We start from the raw sequence: 19,594 nt of genomic DNA on the forward strand, positions 1-19,594 counted from the left end.
AGAATGAAAGAGCTAATAGAGACGATTGTTAAGCCCCTTGTTGATTTTCCAGATGAAGTAACGGTACAAGTTACGGAAGAGGATAATCGCATCATTTATTTGCTTTCTGTCAACAAGAGCGACATCGGAAAGGTAATTGGAAAGCAAGGGAGAGTTGCAAAAGCGATTCGAACGATTGTTTACTCGGCAGGATCATTACAACAGAAGAAGCTGATTGTCGAAATAGGCAAATGAGAGGAGGAGGGGAAACCCTTCTCCTCTTTTAAAATAGAGAAATAGATATTTTTTGCCAACTTTCAGGGTGAGCGAAAGCGGTTGTCTTTCGAGGCACGCAGTCTTTTAGGAGGAGCGGAGTTACCATAGAGGGTAATGAGCATCCGACTGAAGACAAGTAACGAAGAAAGCGAGCGCTTGTCGACAGCCTAAGAGGAGGGGAAACCCTTCTCCTTTTTTAATAGAATAGATCTGTTAAGGAGGAAAAAGATGAAAATACTCCAGTCCGTTATTGTAAAGCAGATACTAACAGAAAAAACGAAAGCCAGGTTGACTGAAAAATATAACAAGGAAATAATGCAGCTAGATAAAGAGTGTGAACAATTGCTTTTTGAAGAGAAAAAGCAATTGCGCAAATCTGTATTGCAAGAAGCAAAGATAAAAAGCTATTATAAAAATGAACGAAATAAAAGAATGAAAAAAAAGACAGCGATTGAGTTTCAATTGGAACAAATACATATACTACCACTAGGCAGTGAAATAAAAGAACGAGAAGCAACTGCGGTTGTCGAGATTAAAGAAGGCGATAACTGGGAGGATCAGACTGCTGCGAAAACGATTATTCTAAAAGACGGAATCGTTCATGAAATTCATTAGAGGTGAAGACATGCAAAAATGGTTTAATGTTGGGAAAATAGTTAATACACATGGTATTAGGGGAGAAGTTCGTGTGGTTTCACGTACTGATTTTCCAGAAGAACGCTATAAAGTAGGCAATAAAATTTACTTTTTTCAAACAGATAAAAGTGATCCGCTGGAACTTGTAATTAAAAGTCACCGTGTACATAAAAATTTTAATCTGTTGACTTTTGTTGGATTCGATAATGTGAATCAAATAGAGTATATGAAAGGCGGATTACTGAAAGTTCCAGAAAGCCATTTAGGAGAGCTTGCAGAAAATGAATACTATTTTCATGAAATTATGGGCTGCAAGGTTCAAACAATAGAAGGAAATGAGCTTGGAGAGATTATAGAAATTTTAACGCCTGGCGCCAATGATGTATGGGTTGTGAAAGGGAAAAACAAGGAGGAAATCCTTATACCTTATATTGAAGAAGTGGTAATGAAGGTAGATGTAAAAGAAAAGCTAGTGATTATTGAGCCGATGGAAGGGCTGTTTTAATGAAAATTGATGTATTAACACTATTTCCAGAAATGTTTGATGGAGTTTTTAATAGTTCTATATTAAAAAAAGCAAAAGAAGCAGAAAAAGTTTCCTATAATATCGTTAATTTTCGAGGTTACTCTGATAACAAACATCAATCTGTTGACGATTATCCGTATGGAGGAGGCGCTGGCATGGTTTTAAAGCCTCAGCCTATCTTTGATGCGGTTAGTGATCTGAAAGGCGAAGGAGACGCCTCTCCGCGCGTTATTTTAATGTGCCCACAAGGAGAAAGATACTCTCAGAAAAAAGCAGAAGAGCTTGCTGAAGAAGATCATTTAATATTTATTTGCGGCCACTATGAAGGCTATGATGAAAGAATCAGAGAGCATTTAGTAACAGATGAGATTTCTATTGGCGATTATGTTCTTACTGGCGGAGAGCTTGGCTCTATGGTTGTGATAGATAGTGTTGTCCGCCTGCTTCCTGGGGTGCTCGGCAAAGTTGCATCACATGAAAATGATTCTTTTAGTACAGGGCTGCTTGAACATCCCCATTACACCCGTCCAGCAGATTTTAGAGGGATGAAGGTGCCTGACACGCTTCTTTCTGGCAATCATGCTTATATTGAAGAATGGCGAGAGAAGGAATCTTTTAGAAGAACACTAAAGAGGCGCCCTGATCTGTTGGAAAACTATCCTTTAACAGATAAACAGAAAAAAATGCTAGAAGAATTGAAAAAAATGCTAGATTAGATATTGATGTTGCATATCTTTTATGTTAAGATAACACTTGTGACTTAAGCAGAATTTATTTCTGAACTTTTGTCTTATAAACGATGTTCCGCTGCAAGAGTTCTCTTAGATATGAGTGCAAGAGCGTCCGTTGGAAGGAGTTGAAAACGATGCAAAAATTAATAGAAGAAATCACAAAAGAACAACTTCGTTCAGATCTTCCTGCGTTCCGTCCTGGTGACACTGTACGTGTACACGTGAAAGTTGTTGAGGGTACTCGCGAGCGTATTCAGGTATACGAAGGTGTTGTGATTAAGCGTCGTGGTGGTGGAATCAGCGAAACTTTTACAGTGCGTAAAGTTTCTTACGGAGTAGGCGTTGAACGTACTTTCCCTGTTCATACACCAAAAATTGCGAAGCTTGAAGTTATTCGCCGCGGTAAAGTTCGCCGTGCTAAACTTTACTACCTACGTAACCTACGTGGTAAAAAAGCTCGTATTAAAGAAATTCGATAATCGCAATCAAAAAAGAGCTTGTGCTTACAGCAAGCTCTTTTTTATTTTCTAAATTACTATTCTGCATTTATTGCGCATTAATGGATTTTTGACATCCACCTAAGAGATGATAAGAAAAAACGGGAAATGTAATCTAGGTAGGAGGAACTTGCCGCAAAAGCTTAATTGAAGTTTCATTTTATCTAGCAATAGCTTGCTTCTATAAAAAAATAGTCCCAGTGGTTAAAAGCGTTTGTCTTTTGCAATAATGACGTAAAGTTTACTTTAACATAGCGTTTCGATTAAAATAGAGATGGCTTTAGTATGCATTCATAAAAACAGAAACCATTCCTTTTAATAATCAAGTACTGCAGTTTTGATAATGATGGGATAAGAGAGGTTTGATTATAAAAGGATTGGATCAAGGAAGTATACAAAAAGTAAGCATACATGGACAAGGATCGGTGAATAAAATGGCTGAAAAGAAGAAAAACGAAGTGTGGGAATGGAGCAAAGCACTTATTATCGCTGTGTTATTGGCGTTTGTTATTCGCTACTTTTTATTTGCGCCAATTGTGGTAGATGGGGAATCAATGATGCCGACACTTCATGATCAAGACAGGATGATCGTCAATAAGCTGAACTATAAAATTAGTGATCCAAAACGCTTTGATATTATTGTTTTTCATGCACCAGAAGGAAAAGATTATATAAAAAGAATTATTGGGCTTCCAGGAGATGCACTGGAGTATAAAGACGATGTTCTTTATATCAATGGAAAAGCCTATGAAGAGCCTTATCTAGAGGAATATAAAAAACAAGTAGTGGATGGCCCACTGACAGAATCGTTTACACTAGAAGAAAAAACAGGCAAAAAGACTGTGCCTGAAGGGGAATTATTTGTAATGGGAGATAACAGACGAGACAGCAAAGATTCCAGGCATATTGGAACAGTTTCTTTTGAAAAAGTGCTGGGAAATACAAGTGTGATTTACTGGCCAGTATCGGATATCCGCATTATTAAATAAAGGCTGTTTTCGCATACTTTGTTGTTTTTTATATAGTCAAGTTTAAAAAAAAGAAATTCGTTCCATTCCACTAAGTTTTTTAAAATAGTATTCAAAAGCAACAATCTTTACGAAAACAGCCTAAATAAAAAAAATAGAACAAACAGGCAAACCAAGCAGAGATAGGTGGTTAATGATGACAATTCAATGGTTTCCAGGCCATATGGCTAAAGCAAGGAGACAAGTAACAGAAAAGTTGAAACTTGTAGATATTATATTTGAATTAGTAGATGCGAGAATTCCGCAATCTTCCCGCAATCCAATGATTGATGAGATTATTCAGCATAAACCAAGATTAGTGCTTTTAAATAAGGCAGACATGGCGGATAAAGAGAAAACAAAAGAGTGGATAGCTTATTTTCAAAAGCAAGGCATAAAAGCAATTGCCATTAATTCTCAAGCTGGTGTCGGGATGAAAGAAATTACAGCACTGGCGAAAGAAGTTCTGGCAGAAAAATTTGACCGCATGAGGGCAAAAGGTGTTAGACCGAGGGCGATTCGTGCTATGATTGTCGGCATTCCAAATGCGGGAAAGTCAACTTTGATTAATCGCCTTGCCAAAAAAAATATTGCAAAAACAGGTAATACTCCCGGAGTAACAAAAGCGCAGCAGTGGATCAAAGTAGGCAAAGAGCTTGAACTTTTAGATACACCAGGAATATTGTGGCCGAAATTTGAGGATCAAAATGTGGGACTGAAGCTTGCGTTGACAGGGGCAATTAAAGACACGATTTTAAATTTGCAGGATATTGCAATTTATGGTTTGCGTTTCTTAGAAAAAGAATATCCAACTCGTTTAAAAGAAAGATATCAGCTAAAAGAGATTCCAGAAGATATTGTAGAACTGTTTGATCAAATTGGTCAAGTTCGCGGATGTTTAACAGGCGGTGGAATCGTCGATTATGATAAAGTCACAGAGCTTGTCATTAGAGACATCCGCAGTGAAAAATTAGGACCGCTGACATTGGAAAATGCAGGCGAGCTAGAGGCAGCAGGCAGCACACAATAATGAATAAGCAAGCATAAGAGGGGATTTGTCTGCAGATGGCAGATCCCCTTTTTCTTTGTATATAAGAAAAGACTGTTTTCTAAAAGTTTGCTGTTTGTTGAAAAAACCATTTAGAATTATTGAACAGGCTGCATAAACATATACTCTTATGGGATTAGAGAGAAGAGACCTTGCAGGAGTAAAATAACGAAGAGCGGTTCAGGTGCCCCTATTCAAGGAAAGTGTACGGGTAAAGTAGCAATAATCTATATGAAAGCAGTCTAATAAAAAAGCAGAAAACTATTGCTTTAATCAGAAACTAGTTAAGACGATATAAAGGAAAACACCAATAGCAGAAAAGAAGCATTAGCGCTGCGAAATAAAAAAAGGAGTCGGCTTATATTGAGCACAACAACAATAAAAGAAATAAAAACAAAATTAGCATTGATAACAACAAACGATGATCCATTTATTGAAGAAATAGCAAAGGATGAACGAAAAGGGGTCCAGTTGCTTTTAAAAGCATGGAAAAATAAACGGGAAAAAGAGTTATTGCTTCATGAAAAGTTTTTGGCTTTAACATCATATGAACAAGATTTGCGCAGGAAGGGATATCGATACATAGCAGGGATAGATGAAGTCGGCAGAGGCCCCCTTGCAGGTCCTGTTGTAACGGCTGCTGTGATACTTCCTGCTGATTTTTATTTGCCAGGAATTGATGACTCAAAAAAGCTTTCCGAACAGAAACGAGAAGAATATTTTGCAATCATCCAAAAAGAAGCGATTGCAATAGGCATTGGCATGTTGGATGCAAAAGAAATAGACAGAATTAATATTTATGAAGCAACAAAACAAGCGATGCTAATGGCAATCGAGGAATTACCAGCTAAACCAGATTATTTATTAATAGATGCAATGAAGCTAGTTACCCAAATTCCCAGCACTTCCATTATTAAAGGAGACAGCAAAAGCGTGTCTATTGCAGCAGCAAGCATTATTGCCAAGGTAACAAGAGATCATTTGATGAAGGAACTGGATAAAGAGTTTTCAGCTTATGGTTTTGGAAAAAATATGGGTTATGGAACAAAAGAACATATAGAAGCATTAAAAAAAGAGGGAATAACAAAGTATCATCGCAAAAGTTTTTCGCCAGTAAAGGAAATGGCTCTTTCCTCAAACAATGGCTAATAATCATTTATGAATAGCAAAAAAATTATTTTATTTTTCTACAAACAAATTGAGGAGGAAAAAGATGAATTATTTTGCCAATATTTCTTCGTTTTTTAAACAAGAATTACCAATAAATCAGCCCCTTAGTTTAAGACAAGGACAAATTATTTTTGGGAAAATCAACAAAATTTTTCCAAATCAAATGGCTGAAGTGCAGATTGGACAGAACAAGCTCTTAGCAGAGTTGTCGATTCCCTTATCTGTTGATAGCAATTATTGGTTTCAAGTGCAAAAAGGAGAGAAAAAACCGCAGCTGAAAGTGCTGACATCGATAAAAACCACCGCAAGTGCTCAACAAAATCAAACAGAAGCTCTCCTTGAACAGCTATCCTTGCCAAAAACAACGGAAAGTCGAGCCGTTATCGCTTCATTTGTACATAATAAACTTCCATTAACGAGTGAAATTTTAGAACAGGCGGCAAGCTGGCTCAAAAACAGCAAGGAACTAAAACAAGATATAGCAATTATTAAAGAGATGGCAGATAAAGAACTGCCTTTTACAAAAGAGGTATTTATAAGCCTTTCTGCTGTGCAGTCTGGAAAATCATTTCCTAAGCTGCTTGAACTATTGCAAAACGAATTAACTGCACATTCGGTGAAAAATAATCCATTAACAGAATTGTTGGCAGCAATTAATGGAAAAGAATTTCTCGATTTAGAAGACGGCAGGGAGATAAAAAACTTTTTAAGCCAAGTCCTCCGAAATTTAGGATTTTCCTATGAAGCAGAATTGGCAGGGCATCTTATATCAAATAAGGAAATAAAAGAAGGTGTTCAGCAATTAAAACCACTTTTGCTGGATTTGTTAAAAGCAGATATTTCTTCTTCTATCAAAGAGCCGGCACAGCAGCTAGTAGATAAAATAACAGGTCTGCAATTATTATCCCAAGAAGCAGGTCCCGTAACACAAATGATTATGCAATTCCCGTTTTCTTTTGAGGGGCATGCAGTAGAAGCAAGTCTTCAATTTACCGGCAGAAAAACAAAAGACGGCAAGATAGATAGTGATTTTTGCCGAATTCTTTTTTATTTGGATTTGCTGCATATAAAAGAAACCGCTATTGATATGCAAATCCAAAATAGAGTAATGAATGTAACCGTTATGAACGATCAGCCTTTTCTAGGAGAGATAGTCCAAATGTTTGCAAAAGGACTAAAAGAAAAAATGCAAGAAGCGAATTATACATTATTGTCGATTGTTTGCAAACCATTTTCCGACAAAAAAGAGAACGAAAAAAGGCCTTTTGCTGGCTATCAATTAGGATATTCTTCTTATAAAGGAGTAGATATCAAAATATGAAACAGGAGAAAAAGGAAAAGCGCCATGAAGCAGTTGCGTTAAGTTATGACAAGCATACACAAGATGCCCCGATAGTTGTTGCTAAAGGAGGAGGTCTAGTTGCTGAGGCCATTATTAAAAAAGCAAAAGAAAATGGTGTGCCGATACAGGAAGATCCTTCTTTGGTAGAACTTTTATCCAAACTAAATATACAAGAAAAGATACCAGAAGATTTATACCAAGCAGTAGCAGAAGTTTTTGCTTTCATTTATAAAATAGAGCAAGAATATGAGCAGGTGAAGAAAAACAGTAATGAAACTATTTTAATGAAGGATAGATAATGCTGGAATAAAAATAGTATGTTATAGACTATATTGTAAATGAACTTTTCACGGATACATGGATAAAAAATGACAGGGATTCAGCTTATGCCAGCTTGTATTTTCATCTTGATAAGTTTTTCTCCTATTAGGAGAAAATAATTTTCTTAAACCTCAAGCCTTTTTTGTGGACAAAGGCTGAAGTTTTTTTATAAAATGAAAGCGTGAACATTTCTAAATTGTTGCATTATTCTTTTAAGAATATGAAAATTTTTTTGAAAAAAAGAATATTAGTAACTTGTTAACGATATTTTTAAAAGAAAAGATTTTCAAAAAGAAAGTAAGTTTTGAAATTGTGTAATGCAAAAATATGGTCTAGAAAAAAGAAAACGGGAAAGTTAGGGGTGTGGGAATTGAATATTCATGAATATCAGGGGAAAGAGCTTTTAGCGAAAAATGGTGTTAGTGTACCAAAAGGGAATGTAGCTTTTACTGTAGAAGAAGCAGTAGAAGGGGCTAAACAATTAGGTGGAGATGTTTGGGTAGTGAAAGCGCAAATTCATGCTGGAGGAAGAGGGAAAGCAGGCGGCGTGAAGGTAGCAAAATCTCTCGAAGAAGTAAAAGATTATTCAGAATCTATACTAGGAAGCACATTAGTTACCCATCAAACTGGACCCGAAGGCAAAGAGGTAAAGCGATTACTTATTGAAGAAGGATGCCATATTAAAAAAGAATATTACATAGGGTTAGTGTTGGACAGGGCAACAAGCCGGATTGTTATGATGGGGTCAGAAGAAGGCGGAACAGAGATTGAAGAAATCGCAGAAAATCAGCCAGAAAAAATCTTTAAAGAAGTAGTGGATCCAATTGTTGGATTAACAGCTTTTCAAGCAAGAAGACTTGCTTTTTCCATTAATATTCCTGCTAAGCAAATAAATAAAGCGGTTTCGTTTATGACTGGTCTTTATAATGTATTTGTGGAAAAAGACTGTTCCATCGCTGAAATTAATCCACTTGTGTTAACAGAAGAAGGAGACATTATGGCATTGGATGCAAAATTAAATTTCGATTCCAATGCGTTATATAAACATCCAGATATTGTCGCGTATCGAGATCTAGAGGAAGAAGATCCAAAAGAGCTAGAGGCGTCTAAATATGATTTAAGCTATATTGCATTAAGCGGCAATATTGGCTGTATGGTTAATGGAGCAGGACTTGCTATGGCAACAATGGATATTGTCAAACATTACGGAGGAGAACCGGCCAATTTCCTTGATGTTGGGGGCGGTGCTACACCGGAAAAGGTAACGGAAGCATTTAAGATTATTTTATCCGACCAAAATGTAAAAGGAATATTTGTTAATATTTTTGGCGGCATCATGAAATGTGATGTCATTGCAACAGGAATTGTGGAAGCCGCAAAACAAGTAAGCTTAAACGTTCCTCTTGTTGTACGCCTAGAAGGGACAAATGTTGAGTTAGGCAAACAAATTCTGCAAGAATCAAGCATTGATATTATTGCAGCAGAATCAATGGCAGACGGTGCAGAAAAAATTGTTGCGGCTGTACAGGAGGGGAAATAACATGAGTGTATTTATTAATAAAGAGACTAAAGTGCTTGTGCAAGGCATCACAGGAAAAACAGCATTGTTCCATACGCAGCAAATGTTAGAATACGGAACAAATATCGTTGCTGGAACATCCCCTGGAAAAGGTGGAAGTGAAGTAGAAGGAGTTCCTGTATTCAATACGGTGCAGGAGGCGGTTGCTGCGACTAATGCAACTGCTTCGGTTATTTATGTGCCGGCAAAATTTGCAGCGGATGCCATCTTGGAGGCAGTGGATGCACAACTTGATTTAGTTATCTGTATTACAGAACATATTCCGGTTTTAGATATGGTAAAGGTAAAGCGGTATATGGAAGGCAAAAAAACAAGATTAGTAGGACCCAACTGTCCAGGCGTCATCACTCCAGAAGAGTGCAAAATTGGCATTATGCCAGGATATATTCATAAAAAAGGCCATGTTGGCGTGGTTTCCCGTTCAGGCACTTTGACTTATGAAGCAGTTCATCAGCTTACCCAGGCAGGCATTGGACAATCAACAGCGGTTGGAATCGGGGGAGATCCTGTTAATGGCACAGACTTTATTGATACATTAAAAGCATTTAATGAAGATAAAGACACTTATGCAGTTATCATGATCGGCGAAATTGGCGGAACAGCAGAAGAAGAGGCTGCTAGATGGATTAAAGCTAATATGACAAAGCCGGTAGTAGGATTTATTGGCGGCAGAACAGCTCCTCCTGGAAAAAGAATGGGGCATGCTGGTGCAATTATTTCTGGAGGCAAAGGGACAGCCGACGAAAAAATCAGTGTATTAAATGAATGCGGGATTAAAGTGGCTGAAACTCCTGCGGTGATGGGCTCTACATTAATTGAAGTGCTTAAGGAGCAATCTCTTTACGATAAATGCAAAACGCATTAATAGATTTCAAATAAAAAAGGTGTGCACTATTTGTGCACACTTTTTTCTGCTCAAAATAAGAAGCTTTAGAATCATCTATTAAAAAAATATAAAAAGTTTTATAATATAGGTGTAATTCCTTATTTTTTCTAGGTTTAAATGTATGTATACTTATACAAATTTCTTCTATTAATATTTTTTTATTATTGTAAGAAAGGAAGAGAAAGGGAATTTGTATACATTAAATGAAAAACTAATCAAACTCCACCATTGTCGAAAAATAAGCTGGAAAACCATATTAACCCTTTTAAAAATGGATCCAGAGCTCCAAATCTTTTTTTCCACTCCAAATAAAAAACTTCCTTTGCCCATTGCCAAAGAAACAATGGAAGACTTTCATTCTACTTTTATTCAGGAGCAGATCAGCCAATATAAACATAATGGCATAACTGCAATCACCTATTTTGATTCTCGTTATCCGAAACTTTTAAAGGAGATTTATCAGCCTCCATGGGTATTATATACAAAGGGAGATGCTTCCCTTATGAATAGGCCTAAAAAACTTGCTGTTGTTGGTTCAAGGCTTGCAACAAACTATAGCCACCAAGCAATAGAAAAATTAATGCCCGATCTAGTGAAAAACGGAATTGTTATTGCTAGTGGTCTGGCGGCAGGTGTAGATACATTGGCACATAAAGCAGCAATGGCAAACGGGGGCAAAACAATAGCCGTAATTGCTGGGGGGCTTTTTCAAATCTATCCAAAAGAGAATATTCCTCTAGCAAGAGAAATGATGAAAAAACATCTTATCATATCTGAGTATCCTCCTTTATCTAAACCAATGAAATGGCAGTTCCCGATGAGGAATCGCATTATAAGCGGGATATGCAACGGAACATTAGTGATGGAAGCAAAAAGAAAAAGCGGATCATTAATAACCGCTAATTTTGCCTTAAACGAAGGAAGAGATGTTTTTGCTGTTCCTGGCAGCATTTTCAGCCCTTTTTCTGTCGGAGCAAATGAATTGATTAAAGCAGGTGCAAAACCAGTGCTCTCTGCTGAAGATATATTAGAAGAATGGCATTATTGAAGGGCCTAAATAAATTAAAGCAAATCAGCTGGTCCATTTGCATCCGCTATTTTTTCGAAGTTTGTAAAATAAAAAACAGGAGAAGTAAATCGGGAGCAGCCTGCATACGCGGAAGGCTAGAAAGACGAGACCTAAGCAGATGAGCAAAGCAACAAAGCGGCTCAGGCATGGCGCGCGGAAAGCGAAGTGTAGCAGAGCAATGATTTTAAGAGCCACAATCTATACGAAAACAGCCAACTAAAATGAAACGGTTTATGCAATAGAGCCAAAAAGAAGAAAATTTGTATTTTCTTTGTATAAAGTAAATGATACAGTATAGATATTGGAAAAAATAAGGAATTGCATTACTTGAGTTGTTTTCCATTAAACAGACAGTAGTTTATCCCCTAAAAAATTAGGAGAGAGTGTAAGAAATCGAGAGTTTAAGAAAACTCGATATAAAGTTCTGGTTGAAATATTAATCAGTAAAAAATGGATAAAATCCCCAATTATTGCAATTTTACTTTATAAAAAGAATAAAACATATGTATTTTTTTTGACTTTTTGTATATATAATAGAAAAAATAAATGTTTATTTTTAAGCAATAAAATAAAAAAGGGGTTGCTATTTTTTGAAATCTGTTATACATTGTGCAACAGATAAAAAAAATGGAAATAGAAAATTATCCGTATAAAAAATAGTTGAAAACGTTTACTTTTTATCGTATTATTTGACAAGTAGAAACATAGTATACAATAATCAATATTTAGAATCCCTCTTAAGGAGGACAGTTAATGTCAGAGTTTCTTGTAATCGTTGAGTCGCCAGCAAAGGCAAAAACGATTGAACGTTATTTAGGAAAAAAATATAAAGTAAAAGCATCTATGGGCCATATCCGTGATTTGCCTAGAAGCCAAACAGGTATTGATATAGAGCATGAATACGAACCTAAGTACATAACAATTCGGGGAAAAGGTCCCATTTTAAAAGATTTGAAGACGGCTGCCAAAAAAGCGAAAAAAATATACTTAGCGGCTGACCCCGATAGAGAAGGGGAAGCAATTGCTTGGCATCTTGCTCAAAGTTTGAAAGTGGACATTGAGTCCGACTGCCGTGTTGTTTTTAATGAGATTACAAAGGATGCAATCAAAGAATCCTTTAAACATCCGCGGCCGATAAATATGGATTTGGTAGATTCTCAACAGGCCAGAAGAATTCTTGATCGCTTAGTTGGCTATAATATTTCGCCACTGCTTTGGAAAAAAGTAAAAAAAGGATTAAGTGCTGGCAGAGTACAATCTGTGGCCGTTCGCCTGATTATTGATAGAGAACATGAAATAAAAAAATTTGTTCCAGAAGAATATTGGACAATCGAAGGCAGTTTTGTAAAAGGCAAATCATCTTTTGAAGCAGGATTTTATGGGATCAAGGGTGAAAGAGTCGACCTTAAATCAGAAGAAGAAGTAAATGGCATTAAAGCACAATTAGCAGGAAATAAATTTACGGTTTCAAAAGTGGCAAAAAGGGAAAGAAAAAGAAATCCAGCTGTGCCTTTTACTACATCTTCCCTGCAGCAGGAGGCAGCAAGAAAGTTAAACTTTAGAGCCAAAAAAACAATGATGCTTGCCCAACAGTTATATGAAGGAATTGATCTAGGCAAAGAAGGAACAATCGGGTTAATTACATATATGAGAACAGATTCAACCCGAATTTCGGAAGTGGCGCAAACAGAAGCATACGAGTTTATTACAAAAAATTATGGCAGTGAATATACAAAAGGCGATAAAGGGAAAGAAAAGAAAAACAGCAATATCCAGGATGCCCATGAAGCGGTTCGCCCAACAAGCACGGTCAGAGAACCGAATTCTTTGAAAGAGTTTTTATCAAGGGATCAACTTCGTCTGTATAAGCTGATATGGGAAAGATTTATTGCAAGTCAAATGAGTCCAGCAGTGATGGATACAATGAGCGTGGATTTAGTAAACGGAGATGTTGTATTTCGTGCTACTGGCTCAAAAGTAAAATTCCCTGGATTTATGAAAGTATATGTGGAAGGAACAGATGATGCTGTTGAAGAAAAAGATCGCATGCTTCCTGATTTACAAGAGGGAGATGTAGTAATCAATAAAGATATTGATCCAAAACAGCATTTCACTCAGCCGCCTCCTCGTTATACAGAAGCAAGACTTGTAAAAACTTTAGAAGAGCTAAGAATAGGCAGACCTTCTACTTTTGCACCAACATTGGATACCATTCAAAAACGGGGCTATGTGGCATTAGAGAATAAACGATTTGTGCCAACAGAGCTTGGTGAAATTGTTTTAGAGTTGCTACTGGAATTTTTCCCTGAAATATTAAATGTTGAATTTACTGCCAATATGGAACAAGATTTGGATAATATTGAAGCAGGAGAAGTAAACTGGGTAAAAATAATTGATCAATTTTACAAAGTATTTGAGCAAAGCTTAGCAAAAGCTGAAAAAGAAATGCAATCAGTCGAAATAAAAGATGAGCCTGCCGGTGAAGATTGTGAGCAATGCGGCAGTCCAATGGTATTTAAGATGGGGCGTTACGGCAAGTTTATGGCATGCAGCAATTTTCCAGACTGCCGCAATACGAAAGCAATTGTAAAAGAAATTGGAGTAAAATGCCCGAGCTGCAAAGAAGGAAACATCATTGAAAGAAAAAGCAAAAAACGGCGTATTTTTTATGGGTGCGACCAGTTCCCAACTTGCGAATTCATTTCTTGGGACAAACCAATTTCTCGTCCATGTCCAAAATGTGAAGGCATGCTTGTTGAGAAAAAGCTGAAAAAAGGGATACAAGTTCAATGTGTTAGCTGTGATTACAAAGAAGAGCCACAAAGCTAAAAAAAGGGTGAGCAAGCTGCTCACTCTTTTAGCTTTGGATAGGATAATTCAAAATTTATCCATAACTGTTGCTGTGTGGATGTGATAATTCCTTACAGATCTAAATAGCTAATAGATTGAAACTTTTTTCATAATTAAACGTAAAAGGATAGTAGCAAATTGCAGCTATTTCAATTAAAATATAATGTCCCATCCAAAAGCAGTCAGTCTGCTTTTGGATGGAGCACTGTATATATCAATCAAATATTTGTCATTTTGAAAAATCAAGAAAAAAAGACTTGATTATTGGAGTAGCCTTTTCTTGTCTATACTATTAAATGATTAAATTAGAATAAAACTTGGAGGATCAGCAATGCAAGAAAATCAAAAATATGTAAATGTAATAGGAGCAGGTCTTGCTGGAAGTGAGGCAGCTTGGCAATTGGCAAAAAGAGGAATCCATGTCAATTTATACGAAATGCGACCTGTTAAACAAACACCTGCACATCATACAGATAAATTTGCAGAACTTGTCTGCAGCAATTCTTTAAGAGGAAATGCTTTAACAAATGCTGTAGGAGTATTAAAAGAAGAAATGAGAAGATTAGATTCGGTAATTATTGAATCTGCGGACTTATGTGCGGTACCAGCTGGTGGAGCGTTAGCTGTTGACCGACATGAATTTGCGGCAAGAGTAACAGATACAGTGAAAAACCATCCTAATGTGACTGTTTTTAATGAAGAAGTAACTTCTATTCCAGAAGGTCCAACAATTATTTCGACTGGTCCTTTAACAAGCCAAGGTCTATCTGAAAGCTTAAAATCATTGACTGGAGAAGATTATCTTTATTTTTATGATGCAGCAGCGCCTATTTTGGAAAAAGATAGCATAGATTTAAATAAAGTATATTTAAAATCACGCTATGATAAAGGTGAGGCAGCGTATTTAAACTGTCCAATGACAGAAGAGGAATTTAATCGTTTTTATGAAGCGTTAATTTCAGCTGAAACAGTTCCTCTTAAAGAATTTGAAAAAGAAATTTATTTTGAAGGCTGCATGCCGATAGAAGTAATGGCTTCCCGTGGGAAAAAAACGATGTTGTTTGGCCCGATGAAACCTGTAGGCTTAGAGGATCCAAGGACAGACAAGCGTCCATATGCGGTTGTTCAACTGCGCCAAGATGATGCAGCGGGAACATTGTACAATATTGTCGGTTTTCAGACACATTTAAAATGGGGAGCGCAAAAAGAAGTGCTGCAATTAATCCCAGGACTTGAAAATGTAGAAATTGTGCGTTATGGAGTGATGCACCGCAATACATTTATTAATTCGCCAAAAGTATTGGAGCCTACTTATCAATTTAAAAACCGCCAAGATTTATTTTTTGCAGGTCAAATGACTGGTGTAGAAGGGTATGTAGAATCAGCTGCAAGTGGACTGGTCGCAGGCATTAATGCTGCACGTGTCATCAATGGGGAAGAGCCACTTGTTTTTCCTGCTGAAACAGCGATTGGAAGCATGGCAAGATATATTACATCAACAAACGCAAAAAACTTCCAGCCAATGAATGCTAATTTTGGACTATTCCCTGAATTGCCTGTTAGAATTAAAGGGAAAAAAGAAAGATATGAACAGCATGCTGCAAGAGCATTGGAAACAATTCAGAACTTTGTGAAGAATACGTAAATTAATTGCTTGTGTAAACAAAGTATGTTAATATAATGAAGCCGTCTGCGAGGTGAAGCAATGGATACGAAAGAAAACGCTTCTTTACAGCTTTTTGTCGAGTATTTGCAAATAGAAAAAAATTGCTCACCTTATACGATTGAATTTTATCAGCAGGATATAAAACAATTCTTTCTTTTTATGACAAATCAAGCAATAGTCGACTTAAATGAGGTAAATTCTTCTGATGTCAGAATATATTTAACAAAATTATTTGATGAACAATTAGCAAGAAAATCAGTTGCCCGGAAAATATCCAGTTTGCGCAGCTTTTATCGCTTTTTAGTAAGAGAAGAAGTAGTAGAGGCAAATCCCTTTTCTACTATATCAATTCCAAAGTTAGAAAAAAGGCTGCCAGGTTTTTTTTATGAAGAAGAGCTGCAGCAACTTTTTTTGTCATGTGATTCCTTGACGCCTTTAGGATTAAGAAATAAAGCACTTCTTGAATTATTGTATGCTACAGGTATTCGAGTTGGTGAATGTACGAAAATTCAGCTGAAAGATATTGATTTCAGCATTTCTACTATTTTAATAAAAGGAAAAGGTCAAAAAGAGCGGTATGTACCATTTGGAAGTTTTGCTCATGCCGCTTTGGAATCCTACATAAAAGAAGGAAGAATGAAAATAATGGGAAAAAATGGAAAAGATCATAATTTTCTATTTGTCAATTATAGAGGAGGCGCGTTAACAGATAGAGGCGTTCGAGATATTTTAGATAAAATGATGAACACTCTCTCTAGCGGCGACAAAATATATCCCCATAAGCTAAGACATTCATTTGCCACGCATTTATTGGCGAATGGAGCTGATATGAGGACTGTACAGGAACTTTTGGGTCATTCCTCTTTATCTTCTACCCAAATATATACACATGTTACAAATGAGTATTTAAAAAAAACATATATGTCCTATCATCCTAGGGCGTAGGGATAATTGCTAAAGGAGGAAGTTTACATGTCTGAATTACCACAATTTCATGCAACAACTATATTTGCCGTACAGCATAAAGGAAAATGCGCGATGTCTGGCGATGGTCAGGTGACTTTTGGGAATGCAGTTGTCATGAAGCATACAGCAAAAAAAGTCCGTAAACTCTTTAATGGAAAAGTAATTGCTGGATTTGCTGGATCAGTTGCTGACGCCTTTACACTATTTGAACTATTTGAAGGAAAATTGGAAGAATTCAATGGGAATTTACAAAGAGCAGCTGTTGAGCTTGCTAAACTGTGGAGAAGCGATAAAATTCTTCGCAAGTTAGAGGCAATGTTAATTGTAATGAATGAGACCGATCTATTATTAGTTTCTGGAACTGGGGAAGTAATAGAACCAGATGACGGAATTCTTGCAATTGGTTCAGGTGGAAACTATGCCTTATCTGCTGGAAGGGCGTTAAAAAAATACTCTGGCGAACAGTTGACAGCATACGAAATCGCTAAAGCTGCTTTAGAAATAGCAGGGGACATATGCGTATATACAAATAACAATATTATCGTAGAAGAGTTATAAGGAGGAGTTTTTTCATGCAAAAAAAAGCAGGTTTAACACCACGCCAAATAGTAGAACGACTTGATCAATATATTGTTGGCCAAAAAGATGCAAAAAAAGCAGTGGCTGTGGCGCTTAGAAATCGTTTTCGTCGAAGTTTATTAGATGAAAAGCTGCGAGATGAAATTAGCCCCAAAAATATTCTTATGATAGGACCTACAGGTGTTGGTAAAACAGAAATCGCAAGACGCATTGCTAAAATAGTAAGTGCACCTTTTGTAAAAGTGGAAGCAACAAAATTCACTGAAGTAGGATATGTCGGCAGAGATGTAGAATCAATGGTTAGAGATCTTGTAGAAACATCTGTACGATTAGTGAAAGAAGAAAAAATGCTAGACGTAAAAGAAAGAGCCGAAATGGCTGCAAATAGTCGTTTGGTTGATTTATTGGTTCCTTCTTCTGCAAAAAAACAGGCCAATTACAAAAATCCTCTTGAAATGCTTTTTGGAGGAGGAAGTTCGGATGCTGAAACAGAAGAGTCAACTGTTGAAGAAACAAGCAAAAGGGAAAAACGCAAAATAATCAAAGAAAAACTTGCTTTAGGCGAATTGGAAAATGAGCAAATCACAGTAGAAGTAGAGGAACAGCAAGCTTCTATGTTTGATATGCTGCAAGGTTCTGGCATGGAGCAAATGGGCATGAATATGCAAGATGCTTTAAGCAGTTTTATGCCAAAGAAAAAGAAAAAACGTAAATTGACAGTAAAAGAAGCTCGTATTGTGCTGACAAACGAGGAAGCTCAAAAATTAATCGATATGGATGAAGTGACTCAAGAAGCTGTACAGCGTGCGGAGCAAATGGGGATTATCTTTATTGATGAAATTGACAAGATTGCAAGCAAATCGAGCAGCGGTTCTTCACAAGATGTATCAAGAGAAGGTGTGCAGCGAGATATTCTGCCAATCGTTGAAGGATCTACTGTTGTAACAAAATATGGGTCTGTAAAAACGGATCATGTGTTGTTTATTGCAGCAGGGGCATTCCATATTACGAAGCCATCTGATTTGATTCCAGAACTGCAAGGGCGCATGCCGATACGTGTAGAGTTGACTAAATTGACGGTTGAAGACTTTTACCGTATTCTTGTAGAGCCGGATAATGCACTTGTTAAACAATATAAAGCTCTTTTATTAACAGAAGGTATAGAAATTGAATTTTCTGACGATGCTATTCGTAAGATTGCCGAAGTAGCATTTGAAGTTAATCAAAATACAGATAATATTGGTGCAAGAAGATTGCATACTATTTTGGAAAAATTACTGGAAGATTTATCATTTGAAGCACCAGATATTACAATGGATAAGATTACAATTACTCCTCAATATGTAGAAGAAAAACTTGGGGCAATCTCTCGTAACAAAGATTTAAGCCAGTTTATTCTATAGTCCAGTGCTTAGGATGCTTAAAAAGTAATAATCTCCTAAAAAGCAATTTTTGCGGATCAGTCTTAAAACGAAAAGAAATAGATTTAGAGTTATGGTTTTATTTATAGGAGGAAAAAAAAGAATGGATTTATTAACAAAAACAAGAAAAATTAATGCGATGCTTCAAAGAGCAGCTGGAAAACCTGTAAACTTCAAGGAAATGTCAGAAACGTTAAGTGAGGTTATTGAAGCAAATATCTTTGTTGTAAGCAGAAGAGGAAAGTTATTAGGATTTGCGATTAATCAGCAAATCGAAAATGATCGTATGAAAAAAATGCTTGAGGATCGCCAATTTCCAGAAGAATATACAAACAGCCTATTTAATATTCAAAATACATCCAGCAACTTGGATGTGGAAAGCGAATATACAGCATTTCCAATTGAAAACAAAGAATTATTTGAAAAAGGTTTAACTACAATTGTTCCGATTATCGGTGGTGGGGAAAGACTTGGCACGTTAATTTTGGCTCGACTTTCTGATCAATTCCATGATGATGATTTAATTTTGGCTGAATATGGAGCAACTGTAGTAGGAATGGAAATCCTTCGTGAAAAAGCAGAAGAAATCGAAGAAGAGGCAAGAAGCAAAGCGGTTGTGCAAATGGCAATCAGTTCTTTATCATACAGTGAATTAGAAGCGATTGAACATATTTTTGAAGAATTAAATGGCAGTGAAGGTTTGCTTGTAGCTTCAAAAATTGCAGATCGTGTTGGCATTACAAGATCTGTTATCGTAAATGCATTGCGTAAATTAGAAAGCGCTGGTGTAATTGAATCTCGTTCATTAGGAATGAAAGGCACTTATATTAAAGTGCTTAATGATAAATTCCTTTTAGAATTAGAAAAACTGAAAGCAAACTAAAAAGACGCTAGAATCTTATCTATAAAACAAGGGTAACTTTATATTAGATTTGTTCGGGAAATCACACTTTTGCATAAAAGAGGTGATAGCAGACAGATTTAATAGAAGTTTATCCTTGTTTTTTTATTATTATCATTTATGTGATGTTTGTTCTATTAAAGG

General features: G+C 36.4%; 19 protein-coding genes. All 19 read left to right on the forward strand.

Annotated features, from left to right (window positions below):
* Window positions 1-3: 3 nt before the first annotated feature.
* The 19 genes from NCCP28_RS09130 (at window position 4) to codY (ending at window position 19,432) form a co-directional block, all read left to right on the forward strand.
* Window positions 4-234 carry a KH domain-containing protein gene (locus NCCP28_RS09130; RefSeq protein ID WP_248561066.1) on the forward strand — a complete coding sequence of 77 codons (231 nt, stop codon included), beginning with the start codon at window positions 4-6 and terminating at the stop codon, window positions 232-234.
* Between the two features lie 249 nt (window positions 235-483).
* Complete coding sequence (locus NCCP28_RS09135) at window positions 484-870, forward strand: YlqD family protein (protein ID WP_248561067.1); 387 nt, start codon at window positions 484-486, stop codon at window positions 868-870.
* 10 nt (window positions 871-880) lie between these two features.
* Window positions 881-1,396, forward strand: a complete 516-nt coding sequence (gene rimM, locus NCCP28_RS09140) for a ribosome maturation factor RimM (protein WP_248561144.1) — start codon at window positions 881-883, stop codon at window positions 1,394-1,396.
* Window positions 1,396-2,133 (forward strand): tRNA (guanosine(37)-N1)-methyltransferase TrmD, encoded by a 738-nt coding sequence (gene trmD, locus NCCP28_RS09145; protein WP_248561068.1) that lies wholly within the window; start codon window positions 1,396-1,398, stop codon window positions 2,131-2,133. Before rimM ends, trmD begins: the two co-directional genes overlap by 1 nt.
* A gap of 149 nt (window positions 2,134-2,282) precedes the next feature.
* Entirely contained in the window at window positions 2,283-2,627 is a 345-nt protein-coding gene (gene rplS, locus NCCP28_RS09150) for a 50S ribosomal protein L19 (RefSeq protein WP_248561069.1), read from the forward strand.
* Between the two features lie 452 nt (window positions 2,628-3,079).
* A complete protein-coding gene (gene lepB / locus NCCP28_RS09155) occupies window positions 3,080-3,634 on the forward strand; it encodes a signal peptidase I (RefSeq protein ID WP_248561145.1) in 555 nt (184 codons plus the stop codon).
* A gap of 175 nt (window positions 3,635-3,809) precedes the next feature.
* On the forward strand, window positions 3,810-4,682 hold the full coding sequence (gene ylqF / locus NCCP28_RS09160; protein ID WP_248561070.1) for a ribosome biogenesis GTPase YlqF: 873 nt from the start codon (window positions 3,810-3,812) through the stop codon (window positions 4,680-4,682).
* A 381-nt stretch (window positions 4,683-5,063) separates the two neighbouring features.
* Window positions 5,064-5,849, forward strand: coding sequence for a ribonuclease HII (locus tag NCCP28_RS09165; protein ID WP_248561071.1), 786 nt, complete (start codon window positions 5,064-5,066; stop codon window positions 5,847-5,849).
* Between the two features lie 64 nt (window positions 5,850-5,913).
* The gene (locus NCCP28_RS09170; RefSeq protein ID WP_248561072.1) at window positions 5,914-7,191 is read left to right on the forward strand and encodes a hypothetical protein; all 1,278 of its coding nucleotides are present in this window, start codon (window positions 5,914-5,916) and stop codon (window positions 7,189-7,191) included.
* Complete coding sequence (locus tag NCCP28_RS09175; RefSeq protein ID WP_248561073.1) at window positions 7,188-7,511, forward strand: EscU/YscU/HrcU family type III secretion system export apparatus switch protein; 324 nt, start codon at window positions 7,188-7,190, stop codon at window positions 7,509-7,511. The genes NCCP28_RS09170 and NCCP28_RS09175 overlap by 4 nt, the downstream gene beginning before the upstream one ends.
* A gap of 392 nt (window positions 7,512-7,903) precedes the next feature.
* Entirely contained in the window at window positions 7,904-9,073 is a 1,170-nt protein-coding gene (gene sucC, locus NCCP28_RS09180; protein WP_248561074.1) for an ADP-forming succinate--CoA ligase subunit beta, read from the forward strand.
* A gap of 1 nt (window position 9,074) precedes the next feature.
* Window positions 9,075-9,977, forward strand: coding sequence for a succinate--CoA ligase subunit alpha (gene sucD, locus NCCP28_RS09185; protein WP_248561075.1), 903 nt, complete (start codon window positions 9,075-9,077; stop codon window positions 9,975-9,977).
* 211 nt (window positions 9,978-10,188) lie between these two features.
* The gene (gene dprA / locus NCCP28_RS09190; RefSeq protein ID WP_248561076.1) at window positions 10,189-11,046 is read left to right on the forward strand and encodes a DNA-processing protein DprA; all 858 of its coding nucleotides are present in this window, start codon (window positions 10,189-10,191) and stop codon (window positions 11,044-11,046) included.
* A gap of 774 nt (window positions 11,047-11,820) precedes the next feature.
* Window positions 11,821-13,896: a type I DNA topoisomerase gene (topA, locus tag NCCP28_RS09195; protein WP_248561077.1), complete on the forward strand. Its 2,076-nt coding sequence runs from the start codon at window positions 11,821-11,823 to the stop codon at window positions 13,894-13,896.
* A 352-nt stretch (window positions 13,897-14,248) separates the two neighbouring features.
* A complete protein-coding gene (gene trmFO / locus NCCP28_RS09200) occupies window positions 14,249-15,562 on the forward strand; it encodes an FADH(2)-oxidizing methylenetetrahydrofolate--tRNA-(uracil(54)-C(5))-methyltransferase TrmFO (protein ID WP_248561078.1) in 1,314 nt (437 codons plus the stop codon).
* Between the two features lie 60 nt (window positions 15,563-15,622).
* Complete coding sequence (xerC, locus tag NCCP28_RS09205; RefSeq protein WP_248561079.1) at window positions 15,623-16,528, forward strand: tyrosine recombinase XerC; 906 nt, start codon at window positions 15,623-15,625, stop codon at window positions 16,526-16,528.
* Between the two features lie 27 nt (window positions 16,529-16,555).
* Window positions 16,556-17,107, forward strand: a complete 552-nt coding sequence (gene hslV, locus NCCP28_RS09210) for an ATP-dependent protease subunit HslV (RefSeq protein ID WP_248561080.1) — start codon at window positions 16,556-16,558, stop codon at window positions 17,105-17,107.
* Window positions 17,108-17,121: 14 nt separating this feature from the next.
* Complete coding sequence (gene hslU / locus NCCP28_RS09215; protein WP_248561081.1) at window positions 17,122-18,531, forward strand: ATP-dependent protease ATPase subunit HslU; 1,410 nt, start codon at window positions 17,122-17,124, stop codon at window positions 18,529-18,531.
* A 121-nt stretch (window positions 18,532-18,652) separates the two neighbouring features.
* Window positions 18,653-19,432, forward strand: coding sequence for a GTP-sensing pleiotropic transcriptional regulator CodY (codY, locus tag NCCP28_RS09220; RefSeq protein ID WP_248561082.1), 780 nt, complete (start codon window positions 18,653-18,655; stop codon window positions 19,430-19,432).
* The last annotated feature ends 162 nt before the right edge of the window (window positions 19,433-19,594 follow it).

The organism is Niallia sp. NCCP-28 (assembly GCF_023168165.1).
In the GTDB taxonomy this organism is placed as follows: Bacteria; Bacillota; Bacilli; order Bacillales; family Cytobacillaceae; genus Niallia.